General features: G+C 25.7%; 15 protein-coding genes. 2 read left to right on the forward strand and 13 right to left on the reverse strand.

Annotated elements, in window-relative coordinates; translation table 11 throughout:
• Genes BGI42_RS12225 through BGI42_RS12235 form a run of 4 tightly spaced genes read right to left on the reverse strand, consistent with a single transcriptional unit; the run spans position 1 to position 3,708 of the window.
• Positions 1-1,164 carry an ABC transporter permease gene (locus BGI42_RS12225; RefSeq protein WP_069680563.1) on the reverse strand — a complete coding sequence of 388 codons (1,164 nt, stop codon included), beginning with the start codon at positions 1,162-1,164 and terminating at the stop codon, positions 1-3.
• Complete coding sequence (locus BGI42_RS12230) at positions 1,157-2,290, reverse strand: ABC transporter permease (RefSeq protein ID WP_069680564.1); 1,134 nt, start codon at positions 2,288-2,290, stop codon at positions 1,157-1,159. The genes BGI42_RS12225 and BGI42_RS12230 overlap by 8 nt, the downstream gene beginning before the upstream one ends.
• 2 nt (positions 2,291-2,292) lie before the next feature.
• On the reverse strand, positions 2,293-2,451 hold the full coding sequence (locus BGI42_RS16100; protein ID WP_158523406.1) for a hypothetical protein: 159 nt from the start codon (positions 2,449-2,451) through the stop codon (positions 2,293-2,295).
• 6 nt (positions 2,452-2,457) lie between these two features.
• Positions 2,458-3,708, reverse strand: coding sequence for a magnesium transporter MgtE N-terminal domain-containing protein (locus BGI42_RS12235; protein WP_069680565.1), 1,251 nt, complete (start codon positions 3,706-3,708; stop codon positions 2,458-2,460).
• A gap of 655 nt (positions 3,709-4,363) precedes the next feature.
• Between BGI42_RS12235 and BGI42_RS12240 the strand changes: the two genes are divergently transcribed.
• Positions 4,364-6,385: a YgiQ family radical SAM protein gene (locus BGI42_RS12240; RefSeq protein WP_069680566.1), complete on the forward strand. Its 2,022-nt coding sequence runs from the start codon at positions 4,364-4,366 to the stop codon at positions 6,383-6,385.
• Positions 6,386-6,683: 298 nt separating this feature from the next.
• On the opposite strand, the gene BGI42_RS12245 is transcribed toward BGI42_RS12240, so the two are convergent.
• The 3 genes from BGI42_RS12245 to BGI42_RS12255 form a co-directional block, all read right to left on the reverse strand.
• Positions 6,684-7,139 (reverse strand): DIP1984 family protein, encoded by a 456-nt coding sequence (locus BGI42_RS12245; RefSeq protein ID WP_069680567.1) that lies wholly within the window; start codon positions 7,137-7,139, stop codon positions 6,684-6,686.
• Between the two features lie 97 nt (positions 7,140-7,236).
• Positions 7,237-7,893 (reverse strand): hypothetical protein, encoded by a 657-nt coding sequence (locus BGI42_RS12250; RefSeq protein WP_069680568.1) that lies wholly within the window; start codon positions 7,891-7,893, stop codon positions 7,237-7,239.
• 68 nt (positions 7,894-7,961) lie between these two features.
• Positions 7,962-8,840, reverse strand: a complete 879-nt coding sequence (locus BGI42_RS12255) for a YegS/Rv2252/BmrU family lipid kinase (protein WP_069680569.1) — start codon at positions 8,838-8,840, stop codon at positions 7,962-7,964.
• Positions 8,841-9,048: 208 nt separating this feature from the next.
• On the opposite strand from BGI42_RS12255, the gene pssA reads away from it, so the two are divergent.
• The gene (pssA, locus tag BGI42_RS12260; RefSeq protein ID WP_069680570.1) at positions 9,049-9,570 is read left to right on the forward strand and encodes a CDP-diacylglycerol--serine O-phosphatidyltransferase; all 522 of its coding nucleotides are present in this window, start codon (positions 9,049-9,051) and stop codon (positions 9,568-9,570) included.
• Positions 9,571-9,625: 55 nt separating this feature from the next.
• Here the strand turns inward: pssA and BGI42_RS12265 are convergent, their stop codons facing one another.
• The 6 genes from BGI42_RS12265 to BGI42_RS12290 all read right to left on the reverse strand — a co-directional run bounded on the left by BGI42_RS12265 (position 9,626) and on the right by BGI42_RS12290 (position 15,957).
• Positions 9,626-9,982 (reverse strand): hypothetical protein, encoded by a 357-nt coding sequence (locus BGI42_RS12265; protein ID WP_069680571.1) that lies wholly within the window; start codon positions 9,980-9,982, stop codon positions 9,626-9,628.
• A gap of 230 nt (positions 9,983-10,212) precedes the next feature.
• Positions 10,213-10,617 (reverse strand): hypothetical protein, encoded by a 405-nt coding sequence (locus tag BGI42_RS12270; RefSeq protein ID WP_069680572.1) that lies wholly within the window; start codon positions 10,615-10,617, stop codon positions 10,213-10,215.
• A 14-nt stretch (positions 10,618-10,631) separates the two neighbouring features.
• Positions 10,632-11,177, reverse strand: coding sequence for a rubrerythrin family protein (locus BGI42_RS12275; protein WP_069680573.1), 546 nt, complete (start codon positions 11,175-11,177; stop codon positions 10,632-10,634).
• Between the two features lie 298 nt (positions 11,178-11,475).
• Positions 11,476-12,846 carry a SpoVR family protein gene (locus BGI42_RS12280; protein WP_069680574.1) on the reverse strand — a complete coding sequence of 457 codons (1,371 nt, stop codon included), beginning with the start codon at positions 12,844-12,846 and terminating at the stop codon, positions 11,476-11,478.
• A 4-nt stretch (positions 12,847-12,850) separates the two neighbouring features.
• Entirely contained in the window at positions 12,851-14,026 is a 1,176-nt protein-coding gene (yhbH, locus tag BGI42_RS12285; protein ID WP_069680575.1) for a sporulation protein YhbH, read from the reverse strand.
• Between the two features lie 8 nt (positions 14,027-14,034).
• A complete protein-coding gene (locus BGI42_RS12290) occupies positions 14,035-15,957 on the reverse strand; it encodes a PrkA family serine protein kinase (RefSeq protein WP_069680576.1) in 1,923 nt (640 codons plus the stop codon).
• Between the last annotated feature and the right edge of the window lie 134 nt (positions 15,958-16,091).

Genomic DNA, 16,091 nt, shown 5'->3' on the forward strand with positions numbered 1-16,091 from the left:
TTAATTACCTCTCATTAAGCTATTTATGGTTTTTCTTTTAATGAATAATATATATGTAGTAAGAAAAATAATAAATATAAATATTGAAACTAAAAGGCTAGGTATTAATGCCACTAAGCTTATATAAAAAGGTTTTACTGACAATATTATATTTATACTAATTGATATTATTGCTGATATCAAAAATGATATAACAATTGATATTCCTATTTCTCCACATATTAAAATACTTAATTCCTTTAATGTTGAACCCATAGTTAACCTTATAGCATATTCTTTATTTCTAAAAGATATATATGAAATTACAACTCCAATAAAACCTATAAGTGATAATATACTTATCACTATTGCAAAAATTTCCATCAAAAATACAGTTTGACTATTTTGATTTTTAATTTGTTTAACAAAATCATACATAGATATATACGCATTAATTATTCCTTCATTTTTTATTTTTTCTAAAGCATTAATATCACTTTGTTTATCTATTTGAACTATAATTCTATTAAACATTCTATATTCTAAATTCTTATTGTAATAACAATTTTTATCAAAAGGTATTATTATTGAGTTTTCTATTTTTTCTAATGATTTATCATTACCTATTCTATCACTCCAAAAATTATCATTTTTATTTAAATAACCTATTATCTTTCCTTTAAACTTATCATTGTTATAATCAATCTCTACTGTATCATTTATCTTATATTGTTTTTTTAAATCTTCAGATATTATTATTGGTATATATTTTGATTTTTTAAATATATTTTTAGAGCCATCTATATTAAAATTATATATATTCATAGCTTCTTTATCTAGAAAAATACCACCTATATTTTCATCATTTATTAAAACTTTATCCTTATAATATCTACTCACTGCTTTTATCCCATTAGTTTTCTTTATTCTATCTAATTTTTCATTTAAAATTTTATTAATGTCCACATTATCATCATAATTTTTATTTATAGATACCATTACGTTATTTTCTATACCTATTAATTTTTTTAAATTATTTTTACTACATTCAGCTTTAATTAACAATGAAAAACAAAAATTTAAAGATATAAATACAATAATGAATTGAAACAATAAAATTTTAAACTTAAAATTTTGTTTTCTTATAGATTGAAATATTAATTTTCCTCTTAATATATTAGTCATTTTTAAGCTCCTTACTTAAATCTTCCTTATATATACTTCTCACAGAAAGTATTGCAATTATTAAACTTATAATAATTATTCCTACAAGCACTATAATAATATTTAATGAACTTATTCTTATTTGGCTTATATTTAACACTCTTGTTAAATTATTTTTAAGTAATGGTATAAGCATATATTGCATTATTAAAGCTATTAAACTAGAAAAAATAGATAATATCATAAGTGTATAAAATAATTGCTTAATTAAAATTCTATCACTCATTCCCATAGCTATAGAAACAACTAAATTTCTTCTATTTTTACTTATCATAAAGTAAATTAATGTAGATATATTAGCTATTGCAATTATCCATATTAATAATGTTAATATTCCATTTCTGCATAACTGTGAATAATATTCTTCATTGTTTGATAAAACATCTATTTCATTAACATATAATTCAGAGTTTGTCCTTAATTCATTTAATAATAGTTCTTTTTGTTGTTCAATAGTTCCATTATCATTATATAATTTAATTTTAATAGTTTTAATATTATTCTTTAGTTGATTTGGTAAACAATTGATTGGTAAAAATACAGTTCCTAAATAATCAGAAAAATCTTGTATTTTTCCAACGCTTCCTATTACATTAAACTTTTCTCCCAATATATCAATTTGACTTTCATTGCCTATTCCATTCAAGATAACTCCAGTACCAACTACAGCTATTTTTTTATTTCCCTTAGACTGTTCTGGTAAAAAATACTGTCCTTCTACAACTTTCGGTATCCATGAAGGTATTTCATTAAATGTAACTAATTCTACTGGTACAATCCACGATTCATCACTATATTTATCTATTACTTTTCTATAAGATATTCCACTTATTGTTATAGCATTATCTATACTAAATTTCCTTGTAACTTCAATTATTTTATCTATATCAATATTTTTATCTGAATTAACCTCTATAATTCTTTGCTTATTTAAATCTCCTTGATTAAAATCTATAGTTATATCCTTACTAATCTTTATTAAACTTGCACTAATAGACATAGTGAATATAGTAGCAACATATCCCAATAATATTAAAAAATAATATATCTTATTATTTTTTAAATTTTTCAATATTAATGTTAGCATTTTTATTCTCCTATTACCTTAATTCTATTTGAAAAACATCTTTCATGATTATTATTTCCTATTGGTACAGCAACTAAAATATACTTATTTTGACCTTTTTCTATCTTGTTTATAGCTATACTTGATCCTTTTAATTTATTATCATTGCAATTTATAACCATTAATTTCTAATTTTTCTTTTTCCAAAGAGGATATAAAAACTCATCTATCAAATCATGTATAATTACTATTCCTACAAGCTTATCTTTATCATCTACTACTGGTACTGTAACTAAATCATACTTAGCCGCAGCTTCAATTGCTTCATTTATTTCATCATCATGTTTTACGCGAGAAACAGTTTCATCCATTATATCTTTTATTTTTTTATCATTATCATTTATTATTAAATCTCTTAAAGAAATCATTCCTTCTATTCCATCTTCTTCATTTGTTATATATATATAATACATAACTTCTTCATCTGGTTCCATTTCTTTAAGTATATCTAATGCATCAGAAATAGTTATATCTAAATTAAGAGATATGAATTCTTTACTCATAATACTACCAACAGTCTCATCTTCATATTCTAATAACTCTTTTACTTCTTTAGCATCTTCTTTTTCTAAATTTATTAATATCTTTTCTCTTTCTTCCTCATCTAAATCATCTAAAAGATCTGCTATCTCATCATTAGCCATATTTTCTAGTACTTCGGCTGCCTTAGTTTCTGATAAATCCTTAATTATACTTCCTTTATATTCTGATTCAATTTCTTCTAATGTGTCTGCAGCTAAATCCTCATCTAATGATTCAAATATTTGTTTTCTAGATCTTTCATCTAAGTCTTCTAATATGTCTGCAAGATCAGCCGGGTGAAGTGTTGATAATTTTTGATATGGAACTACTAATTTTAAATTATTATCAACCATTTCTAGAGATTCAACATCTTCCCACATTAAAACTTTATCTTCATAATCTTTACCTAAAATTTTATATAAACATTTAGCTAAACCTGCTATCTTAAATCTTCTATATCTTGCAAGTGGTCCTGTTTCAACAGCTAACACTCTATATTCTCCAGCTATTTCAGCAATTCTCAAATCGTTAACTCGTACTACTTTCTTTCCATTTATATCTACTATTTTCTTATCTAGTAGGTTTTTTGAAAGAAGATAAGTATAAGTCATTGGTAATATTTCTTTACTACCTCTTGTTTTTATTTTCACACTACCATTATCATCTAAAAATTCTATATATCTAAATTCATAATGAAATGTAATTCCATCTTTTCTCACCTTATATCCTATTATTCTTGGATATCCTTCTTCTGTTGTTACATATATATCTTTTAACTCACCAAGAACATCTCCAAACTCATCATAGATATTTTTAGACAGAATACTTGTATATAAAAATACTGATAATTTTTTCATGAAAGATTCCTCCTTTATATTTTAGGAAGAACTCTCATTAATTATATAATATAGATGAATAGCTCTTCCTAAATATATTAAATTGTAATTTAAAGTAATTAATAATCTGAGGTCCAGCCTCCATCTTTTACACCACCTTGTAAATATAATCTAAATCTTAAACTAAATTTGTATTTACTAGTTTTATAAATACACCTAAAATAAGCATGAATATTTATCTCATAATTTAGAATTGGGAATTTTTATTCTATAAATTATAAGATAAACTATAAAAATTTAAATTACGTCATTACCTTGTTCTTTTATACTAATTATTATATTACATAGACGCAAAAAGGCAACAAATTTTTATTCTTTTATTATTAACCCATTTGTTCAATATAATAAATATTTAATCTTTTAAACAAAATATATTAGTACAATATTATTACTATTTCAAAATGTATAATTATACTGTATAAACACTAATTTGAACTTACGACTATTTTACTAAAATAATAATTATTGTTATTTGTAAAGTAATCTTCCCTATGTTAATATAAACACAGTCATTATTAATAGATTAAATGAATGTTAACCATTGGTAAATGGCTATTACATACTATTTATAAAATTAATATAAATTTAATTAATATGAATTGGAGTTAATTAATATATGAAGCTTTGTAAACAATTTTTACCTATTTGTAAGGAAGATCTAATAAAAAGAAATATCGATCAATTAGACTTTATAATTGTAACAGGAGATGCTTATGTTGATCATCCATCTTTTGGTACAGCTATAATTGGAAGAACTCTTGAATCACAAGGATTTACAGTTGGAATTATTGCTCAACCTAATTGGAATAACTGTGAAGATTTTAAAAAATTAGGACGCCCTAGATATGGATTCTTAGTTAATTCAGGTAATATAGACTCTATGGTTAATCATTATACTGCGGCCAAAAGACGTAGACGAGAAGATTTATATTCCCCTGGTGGTAAATCGGGACATAGACCTGATAGGGCTGTTATTGTTTATTGTAATAGAATAAGAGAAGCTTATAAAGATATAGCTATTGCAATAGGTGGTATAGAAGCAAGCCTTAGAAGATTTGCTCATTATGATTATTGGGATAATAAAGTTAGAAGAAGTATACTTTTAGATTCTAAGGCAGATTTGCTAATGTATGGTATGGGAGAAAAAACAGTAGTTCAGATTGCTGACTTATTAAGATATGGTGCAAATATAAAAAACATTAACAATGTTAGAGGTACATGTTATTTGACTCATGATATATCAAATATTGAAAATTCTGTTATTGTACCCTCTTATGAAGAAGTTATAAATGATAAAAACGCTTATGCAGAAGCTTACAAATTAGAATACTATGAACAAGATTCTATTAATGGAAGAACTGTAATTCAAAAATACGATGATAGATATTTAGTTCAAAATCCACCTCAAGAAAACTTAACACAAGAGGAAATGGATATTACATATAATTTACCTTACGCAAGAACTTATCATCCAATCTATGAAGCTGAAGGGGGAATACCTGCAATAAAGGAAGTTAAATTTTCAATTACAAGTCATAGAGGATGTTTTGGTTCATGCTCATTTTGTGCATTGACTTTCCATCAAGGAAGAGTAATTCAAAATAGAAGTCAAAACTCTATAATTAATGAAGCTAAATTACTAACTACCTTACCTGATTTTAAAGGATATATTCATGATATTGGTGGTCCAACAGCTGACTTTAGACATAGAGCCTGTAAAAAACAAGAGGTACATGGAACTTGTAAAGCAAAGCAATGTATGTTCCCAGCACCTTGTAAGAATTTAAAAATTGATCATACAGAGTACCTTTCCTTATTAAAAAAAGTTAGAAAATTACCTGGTATAAAAAAAGTATTTATTCGTTCTGGAATAAGGTATGATTATTTAATTCATGATAAAAATGATTCATTCTTTAAAGAATTATGTGAACATCATATAAGTGGTCAATTAAAAGTAGCTCCTGAACATGTTGTACCAAGAGTATTAAATCAAATGGGAAAACCTACTAGAGAAGTCTATGATAGATTTGTAAACAAATACTTTGATATAAATAAAAAGTTAAATAAGAAGCAATTCTTAGTCCCATATTTAATGTCTTCTCATCCTGGTTCTGACTTAAGTGCAGCTATAGAACTTGCACAATATGTTAAAGAAATGGGTTATACCCCTGAACAGGTACAAGATTTTTATCCTACTCCTGGTAGCTTATCAACTACTATGTACTATACTGGGTTCAATCCTCTTACAGGTGAAAAAGTTTATGTTCCTAAAACACCTGAAGAAAAAGAAATGCAAAGAGCTTTAATTCAATTTGCAGTTCCAAAAAATTATTCAAAAGTAAAGAAAGCTTTAATTAAAGCTCATAGAGAAGACTTAATAGGAAACAGTAAGAATTGTTTGATAGGTTTTGCTCCAGCAAAGCTTGGATATCAAGGTAAAAATAATAGAAATAAATCATCTAATGACAATACAGCCAACAATGCAAATAAGAATATCAATGGAAATTCTAATAGAACTAGCAACCAAAAGTCTATTTCTAAATCTAGTTCAAGTAGTAAAAATACAGAAAGCTATAATACTTTAAAGAAAAAATCTAAAAGTAATTTTAAACCTAAAACTTCTAATAGAAGAAAATAATTTCTAAATTTTAAAACATTTATCATATAATAAAAAAGCTCAAGAGCTTTTATGTCTTGAGCTTTTATCTAAATATATTTATTATCTATTCTATTTTTTATAACTATCCCAATCCCACCCTCATTTATAAGTCAGCATATGGTTATAACTTTAATTTATTACTTTACCCTTGTAACAATACTGAACTCAACTTTAACTATTTTCATACTGGTTCCGTATATGCTAATCAGAACTAATTCACACCTCAATTAGCAGAGCTTATGCTCGCCCTTATAAATTACCATCTAAAAATTATAAATTATTCGACTACATCTATAGTCCAATTTAATCCTTGAAGCTTAGTATCTATTATTCTATACTCTTTAGATAAACTATCTACTTCTGCTTGCTTTTCTGCTACATCAACTGTACTTAATATCTTTATTTCCTTATTAGAATATCTATCTATTTTTTCAGATGCTGTATTTACAAAGGTTCTTAAAATAGATAATTTTAAACCTATAACATCTCTTCTTGCAATAATATCTGCAATACTTTCATTTTCCACATATGTTATACTGTTAGTTTTATTTATTACCTTTATTAACTTTTCAAGTTCAACAATATTATTATCGAGTTCCTTTAAAAGCATAATCGGATCTTCTGATGGTGCATCCCCTTCTTGAACCTTTGCATTTCTAATTAGCCTTTCCTTAAGCGATGCAATTCTTTTTTGCAAATCAGCTCTTAAATTTAATGCTTCTGCTAACTTCATAATTTATCACCTCTTCATAACATCTCATTATCCATATCTTATAGCTTTCATTTTTTAATATAACTTCTGCTTATCCTATGATAATTAAATTTTTTTATCATATATCGCCCCTAATTTTCTTAAATCCATTGAGTACTAAACTCATAATTATAAGAAATATAAAATCTCCTATAACTGGATAAGGGAAAATTCTTATTCCACCTAAAATAATAATATCTTCAATCATTACAATTGAAATTGATAAAATTATAAACCATATACCTTTCTTATTTATAAAGGGTTTGTCTAAAATAATAACATTAAGAATAAGTAATATTCCTAATAAAATTAAGGAAAATAAAAACATTATTGTCTCAATATTTATTTTTAAAATAAACCCATATAAAGTATTAACTTGAACTGTAGCTTTAGATAAATACATTATTAAACCGTAAATAAGTAGTGTTATAATGGCAATAATATAATTATTACTAAATTTTAAACTTTCAGATCTAAGGTATACATAAGTTATAGCTAAAATCATTAATGGAACTGCTATGTGATTTAAAAAAACTATGGATTTAAAATAATGTATAACTGTACTATTTTTAAGTATACATAAAATAAACAAAGCTATATGTCTTAATAAAAATAATGTAATTACAATTGTCACATATATTTTTATTTTTTTAGGTGAAACTTGTATATTCTTTTTTAAAAGTATAATACATAAAAAAATTATAAGTAACAAAAATAAATAATATGCAAAATTCACAAATTACACTCCTATCAATACTCCTGTTACTTATATCTATTATTAAATTACATATTTTATACCTTTAACTATTCAATTCCTAAAACTTTAATTCCACCTTTTATACATTTAATATTTAATGGGAAATCTGGACCTCTTTCTCCATCAATATCAGTAACTATATTTTCATTACATTCAATATACAAATCATCAGTTTTAAAATAAACTACTTTATTAGAATCTAAATGTTCTCCTTTTAAAACTTTTATAAATAATGGTATTAATTCAATTATTGGTATAGCTTTAAATACAATTACATCTAAATTCCCATCAGTGACATCGGCTTTTGTTGCCAATCTAAAATTTCCAGCAGTTGCTCCATTGAATACTAATATAAGATACATTTCACCATCATAATTACATTCTTTAGATTGTATATTTACTTTTAATCTTCTAAAGTTAGGTAACTCTTCTATACCTTTTAAGTAATAAGCTAATTTTCCTATGGTATTTTTTAAATTTACATCAGTTTTTTGAGAAACATCAGTAAAAAGCCCAGTACTCGCCACATTTATAAAATACTTATCATTTATCTTACCAAGATCAATATCAACGGGCTTTGACTTTAAGATTTTATTGCACGCGTCCGTAATATTATTAGGTATATTAATAAATTTTCCAAAATCATTTGCAGTTCCTACTGGTAATATTCCAATTGGTAAATCTATTTTTCTTTTTTTCATAGAATTAACAACTGAGTCAACGGTTCCATCTCCACCAGCTATTAATATATATTCATAAGTATCATCTATACCTTCTAAAGCCTCATCTAAATTTTTTCCTTTTTGGATCCTATATGGAATGATTTGCAAATCAGCTTCTTCATGTATTTTTATAACATTATCTAGTTCATTAACTATAATATTTTCTCCTGAGTACGGGTTATATATAAATCTAACCTTTTTCATAAATATGAATTCCTCCAACTAAACTCGTTATACAGATGATTATATCACCTTGTACTTTTAATGTATATATTATCTTTTATGAATTTCATAGTATAATTTTCTTAATTTATAAATTAAGAAAATATTAATTAAATTATCTCTTATATTTTAATGGTATGTATGCTATAATAAATCGTAAATGATTTTTAATAAATTCAGGAGTGATTTTATGAGAAAAAGTTGTATTCCTAATATATTTACTTTTATAAACTTATCTTGCGGAGTTCTTTCAATTTTATCCGTTATGTATGATAGAATAGATTTAGCAAGTATTTTTATATTATTGGCCGGTCTAGTTGATAGATATGATGGAAGGGTAGCACGTTTTTTAAATGTATCTAGCGATTTAGGCAAAGAATTAGATTCTTTAGCTGATTTAGTTTCTTTTGGTGTTGCCCCATCTATACTAATATATATATTATTTGAATTTACACATTTAGGACCAAAAGGATCTATTGGAATATTGTTGTTACTATTATTCCCAATTTGTGGTGCATTTAGACTTGCTAGGTATAACACATCTAGCTTTGATGGTGTTTTTACTGGTATCCCGATTACAATTGCAGGATGTCTTTTAGCACTTTTTGCATTATTTAATTTAAAAGCTCAATTACCTATTTATATCGCAATTATACTTATGATTGTTTTTTCATATTTAATGATTAGCAATCTACAATTAAAGAAACTTTGATTAAAAAAGGTATATTAAGAGAATTTTCTTAATATACCTTTTTAAATTCTTATATTTAATCTTCATCATCATCTCTATTTTCACTATTCTGAAACTTTAATTCATTATCTATTTCTGTAAGTATAATATTTTTATCAGACTTTATTGATATATACTCATTTTTTATTTTACAATATTTTATATATCCATTTTCACATTTATCTAATGATACTATTAGTTTATCAATTAACTCACCTAAATCATTAACTCTGTCTAGAGCTTTTTTAACTTCACTCTTTTTAGCAAGATTTACATTATATAGTTCCGATGCTCCACCTATAAGTAATCTATACGAATCAACATATGTCTTAAGTAGTTGGCTTAAAACAGTTATATCTTGACTTTGCTCATTTATTAATTTTCTATATTTCATAAACTATTAACCTCTCATAATATAATATTAATATAATAATTTTTTCACATTTTTCTTTGATAAAAAATTACTATATATAATCTATAAATTAAAAATAGAAAGTGAAGAGTTTTACTTTAAAAATTAAAAATTTCCAAAATATAGTATACCAAGCCTTCACTTCCTATTGTTTACAATTTTAAATTATTTGAGATTTAAAACTGCCTAAATACATATATAATAATATTCTTCTATTTAGCCAATTGATTTTCTGAATATTCCTCATCTATTTCTTCCCATATCCTTTTCTTTTCAATATCTTTCAGTCCCTCTTCAATAATATCTTCTTCTTTTGTTTCAATTTCATTTATAATATCTTCCTTAGTAACTTTACATCCATCATTAATACCATTTTCATCAATAATTAAATGTTTGAACTCTTCATTACTTATTACTTCATCAATACCTTGTAACCCTCTTGTATTTAAAAATTCCTCTTCATTATTTTCTTTAATTTCATCTTCTATTATTTCAATTACCTCATCTTTGATTTCTTCATATTTTTCTTTTCTTAAACTTTCTAACTCCAAATTATCTGTCAAATTATTTACAGACTTAACAGGTACTGAAAAATCATTTGGAAAATTAAAATACATACTATATTATCCCCCTATTTTCTCTCATCTTTATCGCAAATTTTTTCAAAATATGCCCTAGGATATTTGCATAATGGACATACACTTGGAGCTTCTTTTCCTTCATAAATATATCCACAATTCAAACATCTCCAATAACAAGTTTCTTCACATTTAAATAAGATTCCCATTTTAACTTTTTCTGCTAAATCTAAATATCTTTTTTCATGTGATTCTTCAACCTCTCTAAGTTCTTTATAAAAATCAGCTATTTCTATAAACCCTTCATCTCTAGCTGTTTCTTCAAATTCCTTATAAATATTTTTGCTTTCATTTGCTTCTCCCACTGCAGCGGAAATTAAATTTTCTTCTGTAGTTTTTACATTTCCTAAAAATCTCTTAAATACTTCTCTTGAATGTGCATATTCATTTTCAGCAGTTTCATCAAACACATTAGCAATCCATCTAAATCCTTCTAATCTTGCTTTTTCTCCATATAAGTTATAAGTACTCCTAGCTCTACACTCTCCTGCAAAAGTCTTATATAAATTTTTTTCTGTTTTACTACCCTTTAAATTCATTCTTGTCTCCTAAATATTATTTAGACATTATTTTTTAATTTAATGTCACACCTTATATTACAATATTCATTTTTTTTCTTTTTGTTACATTAAATTTATGTAGACTTGGCTAATTAATTTTATATTATAATTGTTATTTAAAAAATAAGTAAAATAATCTGTACTCCACACTTTTGACTCTCAGCTAATATTTACTTAAATCTATATTTTATCAACTTTTTAACCTATAGAACTTCTATAATTTTCTATACAAAAATTAAGGATACAAGAAAAAATCTTATATCCTTTTATAATTTGCTTAACCAATTATAATTTCTTTGTCCGTATTGCAAGTCATAATAACTTCTTTTTTATCAGAATCCTTAGTAAATAATTTTACCTTCCTACCCCATAACTCTTGAATATACTTTAATGTCTCTTTTGCATAATTTAATTCTAATTCTCTTCCATCAAATACATGCTCTAATGTTAAAGTATAATCTTTTGTATTAAGGTCAATAACCCTAATATATGGAATCTCACCAATTCCACAAGTATAACTTAAATTATCTCTAATTACTTTCCAACCTTCTTCATCTGAAACTTCTTCAATAATAATATCGAATGTTCTTTTGTTATATTCAAATAAATTAAGCTCTTCACACAGTTCCTTAGTTAAATATCTTCTCAAGAATGAACTATCTCTTTCAATCTCCCTTACCTCAAATATCTTTTCTTTTCCATATCTCTTTTCTAAATCCTCAAATATTTTAAATCCTACATAATATGGATTTAACCCCCCTAAAATAGGAGCTATTACATCATTATGCCTCTTTAAAAATTCAAAATGCAATCCCTCTGGTAAGTTTAACTCTTTCAATATATTATAATGAGTATAACTTGCCCAACCTTCGTTCATTATTTTAGTTTCAATTTGAGGAAGAAAATATTCTGTCTCTCTCTTTACAATTCTTAAAATTGTCCTTTCCCATTCTTGTAAATTTCCATATTTTATTATAAATCCTACAACATCATCATCCGGTTCTATAGGAATTTTATCTAAGTCAGGGAATTTAATTTCTTCATGTTGATTTAATATATCTCTATTATCTAATTTACTTTCATAATCTTTTATCATGCTTTGTTTTATTTCTTCATCTGATAACTTTTTAGCACCAATAACTCTTCCTATTTGATACCTAATTGCATGAGCAGCATCTAATATTCTCTCCACTTTTTCATATCCAATACTTGGATTATTAATATATCTTCTTATAATATCTGCATCTAATTTGAACATTTCCATTGTATATTTAGCATTAGTTCCTTCTCTGAATAATCTATTATTTTTAAAGAAATCATTATGACCATAAACATGAGCCATAGTTAATATTTGAAGTAATAGTGTGTTTTCTTTCATTAAATATGCCAAACACGGATCAGAATTAATTACCATCTCATAAGGAAGTCCTGTAAGATTCAATGAATATAGCATTTTATTTTTTTCATAAGCTTTACCAAAACTCCAATGAGGATATCTTGATGGCATACCTACATAAGATTCATAACCTAGCATTTCATTAAAATCTATAAATTCAAATTCTTGGCTATAAAAATCTAATCCATATTCTATTACTTTTTTCTCTATTTTCTCATTCCATTCTTCAATCTCTCTTAAAGTGTAGCTCATTTTACTACTCCTCCTTTAATTCCTGTCTGAGCATAGTTTTAAGCGCTTCCCATAAATCCTTTTTCTCTTTAATTACAACAGAAACAAAATTCTTTTCTTTTATATCTTTATTAAATTTATGGTACATAGTTTGAGTATAGGTTGATGGTAAAAGTTCTGCATATCCAAACATATTACTAATTTCACATATTTCTTTTACCGATTCTATTGCCTTTACATTATCTTCAGACCAATTATCACCATCACTAGCATAAACAGGGTATATATTCCATTCATTTGGAGGATATTTTTCATCTATTAATTTTATAGCTTCCAATATACCACTTGATATATAAGTTCCTCCTGATTCAGATTTATGGAAAAACTCATATTCACCCACCCTTTTTGCAACAGTGGTATGATATATAAATTCAAATGCTATATTATTATATTTTCTTTTCAAAAATCTTGATAACACAAAGAAAAATGATCTTGCTAAATATTTCTTTGTTGAGTCCATAGAACCAGAAGCATCCATAATAAATATCATAACTGCATTACTTGCTTTTTTAGGTTGTAATTTTACCTTGTAATATCTAAGATCTTCTTCCCTAAATGGAAATCTCTCATCTTCACATTCTTCTCCTGCTTCTAAAAGCGCTCTCTTTTTACTTTGTTTTCTTGATATTTTAGCCATAACTGTTCTTTTTTTAGCAAGTCTAGGTCTTATACCATGTCTTTGATATCCTTTTTTCTTTCCACAGCTATCAGTTATTATTTCTGAATATTTCTTTTCATCTAAATTAGGTAAATTAAGCTCATCTGATATATATTCCATAAGTTCTTCAAGGGTAATTTCAGTTTCATAAACTTCATCTCCCTCTTCATTACCTGCACCTTTATTACCTTTTCCCATTGCTTTTTTAGATCCAGATTCTATTTTATCACCACGTTTTTCCTCACCTGTTCCAGTAGCTACCCCTTTACTATTCTTCCCATATACAAATTGATATTCTTTAATACTTTTTATCGGTATCTTAAATTTTTTATTTTTACTTTGACCAATTATACTTTCTTCAGATAAGATATCGCCTAAATTCTCCTTAATTGACTTTTCAACTAATTGCCTATGTCTTCTTTTATCTTCTATTGCTCTATCGTGATCTACTTGTTTATCAGTTCTATCTCTAAAAATTGCCATATGCTAAATTAATCCTTCCATAAGTTATTAGCAGCATATTTTAATATTACATCACAACAATGAAGACAATAACCATTTTGTTTCATTTCTTCTACCATAGAATTATATTTTTCTGCTTGTTCTTCATTTCTAACTTTAGATTTTGTTATAATTCTAGATAAATCTTTAACTGAAGCTATAAGTTTCTTTTCTATTGCATCCTTAAGAGGTTCATATGAAGTATAATCAATCTTTCCACCATTTCTAACAACATAGAACATATATGAAGTTACATCACTTCTAAAGCCCTTCGCTGATGCATCATATACTCCTATTTGTTCTTCAATACTTCTCATAAATTCTTCATCTGGATTTAATTCTTCTCCAGTAGATACATCTTTAATTTTTGTTTTATTTACAAAAGCTTCTGCATTATCTATATAATTATTAAATAAACTTTCTGCTTGTTCTCTAAATGAAACTATAAATGCCTTTGTAATTTCCTTTTCTAAAATTTTGTTGTATTCCTTTCTTATAGTATCTTTAATAAATCCTAAATATATCTTCTTTTCATCAGATGATATATCCATTTCTTTAACTGCTCTTATTAAACTTTCCATTATACTTAAAGGATTTATACAATCATACTCTGAATCAGAAAGAGCATTATCTATAACTTTTATGATAAATCTAGTACTAATCCCCTTCATACCTTCATATTGCCCTGCTTCTTCTTTTAGTTCTAATATATCAATTCTCTTAGTACTTCCTTTTTCTACTATTTCTTCTCCATTGTAAATCTTTAATTTTGTTATTGGATCAACTTTTACTGATGGTGCTAATCTTGATAATATAGCAAACATAGCAGCTATTTCAATTGTATGAGGTGCTATATGTGCTTTAAAATTACTTCTCTTTAAAATCTTTTTATATATTTTTACTTCTTCATCTAATTCCAAACAATAAGGAACTTCAATTTTTACTATCCTATCTAAAATAGCTTCATTAGTGTGATCTGATTTAAATTTATTCCATTCAGCTTCATTTGAATGCGCTAATATTACTCCATCAAAATAAAGCATTGAACCTTTACCTGGTGAAGGTATTGATTTTTCTTGTGTTGCTGTAATTATTGTATGAAGATATTCAACATCATTTTTAAATACTTCAATAAATTCAACTACACCTCTATTTCCAACATTAAATGCTCCATTTAAAGAGAATATTCTTGGATCATCCTCAGAATATAAGTCCATTTTAGATATATCTATAGAACCATTTAATATAGAAGTATCTTGATTATTTGGATCTACTGGTGGTACAACACCTACTCCCTTTCTAGACCTTACTGAAAAACCAGTTGTTTCTACTGGGAACTCTTCGTATTCTCCATTAAATTCATGACTTAATCTATACTTGCATATAGGACATAAGTCTCCTTCTATTTGAACACCTAACATTTCTTCAAACTTTGGTCTTAAATGTTTAGGTATAAGATGTAATGGTTCTTCATGCATAGGACATCCTTTTAATGCATATATAGGTTCACACTCTTCAAGGGCATTTTTAATACTTTCAACTAATGAAGATTTTCCTGCGCCAACTGGTCCCACTAAATATAGTACTTGTCTTGCTTCTTCACCTTTCATAGCTGCTGATTTAAAATAATTACATATTTTCATAATTACTTTATCAATACCATAAAACTCATCCTTAAAAAATCCATATTTTCTTATGGCATCATTACCATATATTTTTCTTATCCTAGGATTTTCATCTCCTCTTAGTTCCTCTACACCTTTTTTCAAAATCATATCGTAAATTCTCTTATGAGCAAGTTTAGTAATATCTGGATTTTTCTTTAATAATTCTAAATAATCTAAAAAAGTTCCTGAAAATTTATTTTTAGCATTTTTTTCTCTATCTATTTTTATAAACTCTTTAAAGTCCATATCCCCGCCTCCTTTTAATTAAAATATATTCAACAAAAAGGTAACAGTATGACAATTTTTTGTAAAATAATTAATATACTTAATAAAAAAAATGAAGTTTATACTAATTTAACTTAGTTAAACTTCACTTTTCT

Source organism: Clostridium taeniosporum, assembly GCF_001735765.2.
Classification (GTDB): domain Bacteria; phylum Bacillota; class Clostridia; order Clostridiales; family Clostridiaceae; genus Clostridium; species Clostridium taeniosporum.

What these genes read in the sequence shown, in the direction of transcription:
- BGI42_RS12225 (WP_069680563.1), bottom strand. Translation starts at nt 1,164, where the DNA reads ATGACTAATATATTAAGAGGAAAATTAATATTTCAATCTATAAGAAAA.
- BGI42_RS12265 (WP_069680571.1), bottom strand. Translation starts at nt 9,982, where the DNA reads ATGAAATATAGAAAATTAATAAATGAGCAAAGTCAAGATATAACTGTT.
- BGI42_RS16100 (WP_158523406.1), bottom strand. Translation starts at nt 2,451, where the DNA reads ATGGTTATAAATTGCAATGATAATAAATTAAAAGGATCAAGTATAGCT.
- BGI42_RS12270 (WP_069680572.1), bottom strand. Translation starts at nt 10,617, where the DNA reads ATGTATTTTAATTTTCCAAATGATTTTTCAGTACCTGTTAAGTCTGTA.
- yhbH (WP_069680575.1), bottom strand. Translation starts at nt 14,026, where the DNA reads ATGGCAATTTTTAGAGATAGAACTGATAAACAAGTAGATCACGATAGA.
- BGI42_RS12240 (WP_069680566.1), top strand. Translation starts at nt 4,364, where the DNA reads ATGAAGCTTTGTAAACAATTTTTACCTATTTGTAAGGAAGATCTAATA.
- BGI42_RS12235 (WP_069680565.1), bottom strand. Translation starts at nt 3,708, where the DNA reads ATGAAAAAATTATCAGTATTTTTATATACAAGTATTCTGTCTAAAAAT.
- BGI42_RS12280 (WP_069680574.1), bottom strand. Translation starts at nt 12,846, where the DNA reads ATGAGCTACACTTTAAGAGAGATTGAAGAATGGAATGAGAAAATAGAG.
- BGI42_RS12255 (WP_069680569.1), bottom strand. Translation starts at nt 8,840, where the DNA reads ATGAAAAAGGTTAGATTTATATATAACCCGTACTCAGGAGAAAATATT.
- BGI42_RS12230 (WP_069680564.1), bottom strand. Translation starts at nt 2,290, where the DNA reads ATGCTAACATTAATATTGAAAAATTTAAAAAATAATAAGATATATTAT.
- BGI42_RS12290 (WP_069680576.1), bottom strand. Translation starts at nt 15,957, where the DNA reads ATGGACTTTAAAGAGTTTATAAAAATAGATAGAGAAAAAAATGCTAAA.
- pssA (WP_069680570.1), top strand. Translation starts at nt 9,049, where the DNA reads ATGAGAAAAAGTTGTATTCCTAATATATTTACTTTTATAAACTTATCT.
- BGI42_RS12275 (WP_069680573.1), bottom strand. Translation starts at nt 11,177, where the DNA reads ATGAATTTAAAGGGTAGTAAAACAGAAAAAAATTTATATAAGACTTTT.
- BGI42_RS12245 (WP_069680567.1), bottom strand. Translation starts at nt 7,139, where the DNA reads ATGAAGTTAGCAGAAGCATTAAATTTAAGAGCTGATTTGCAAAAAAGA.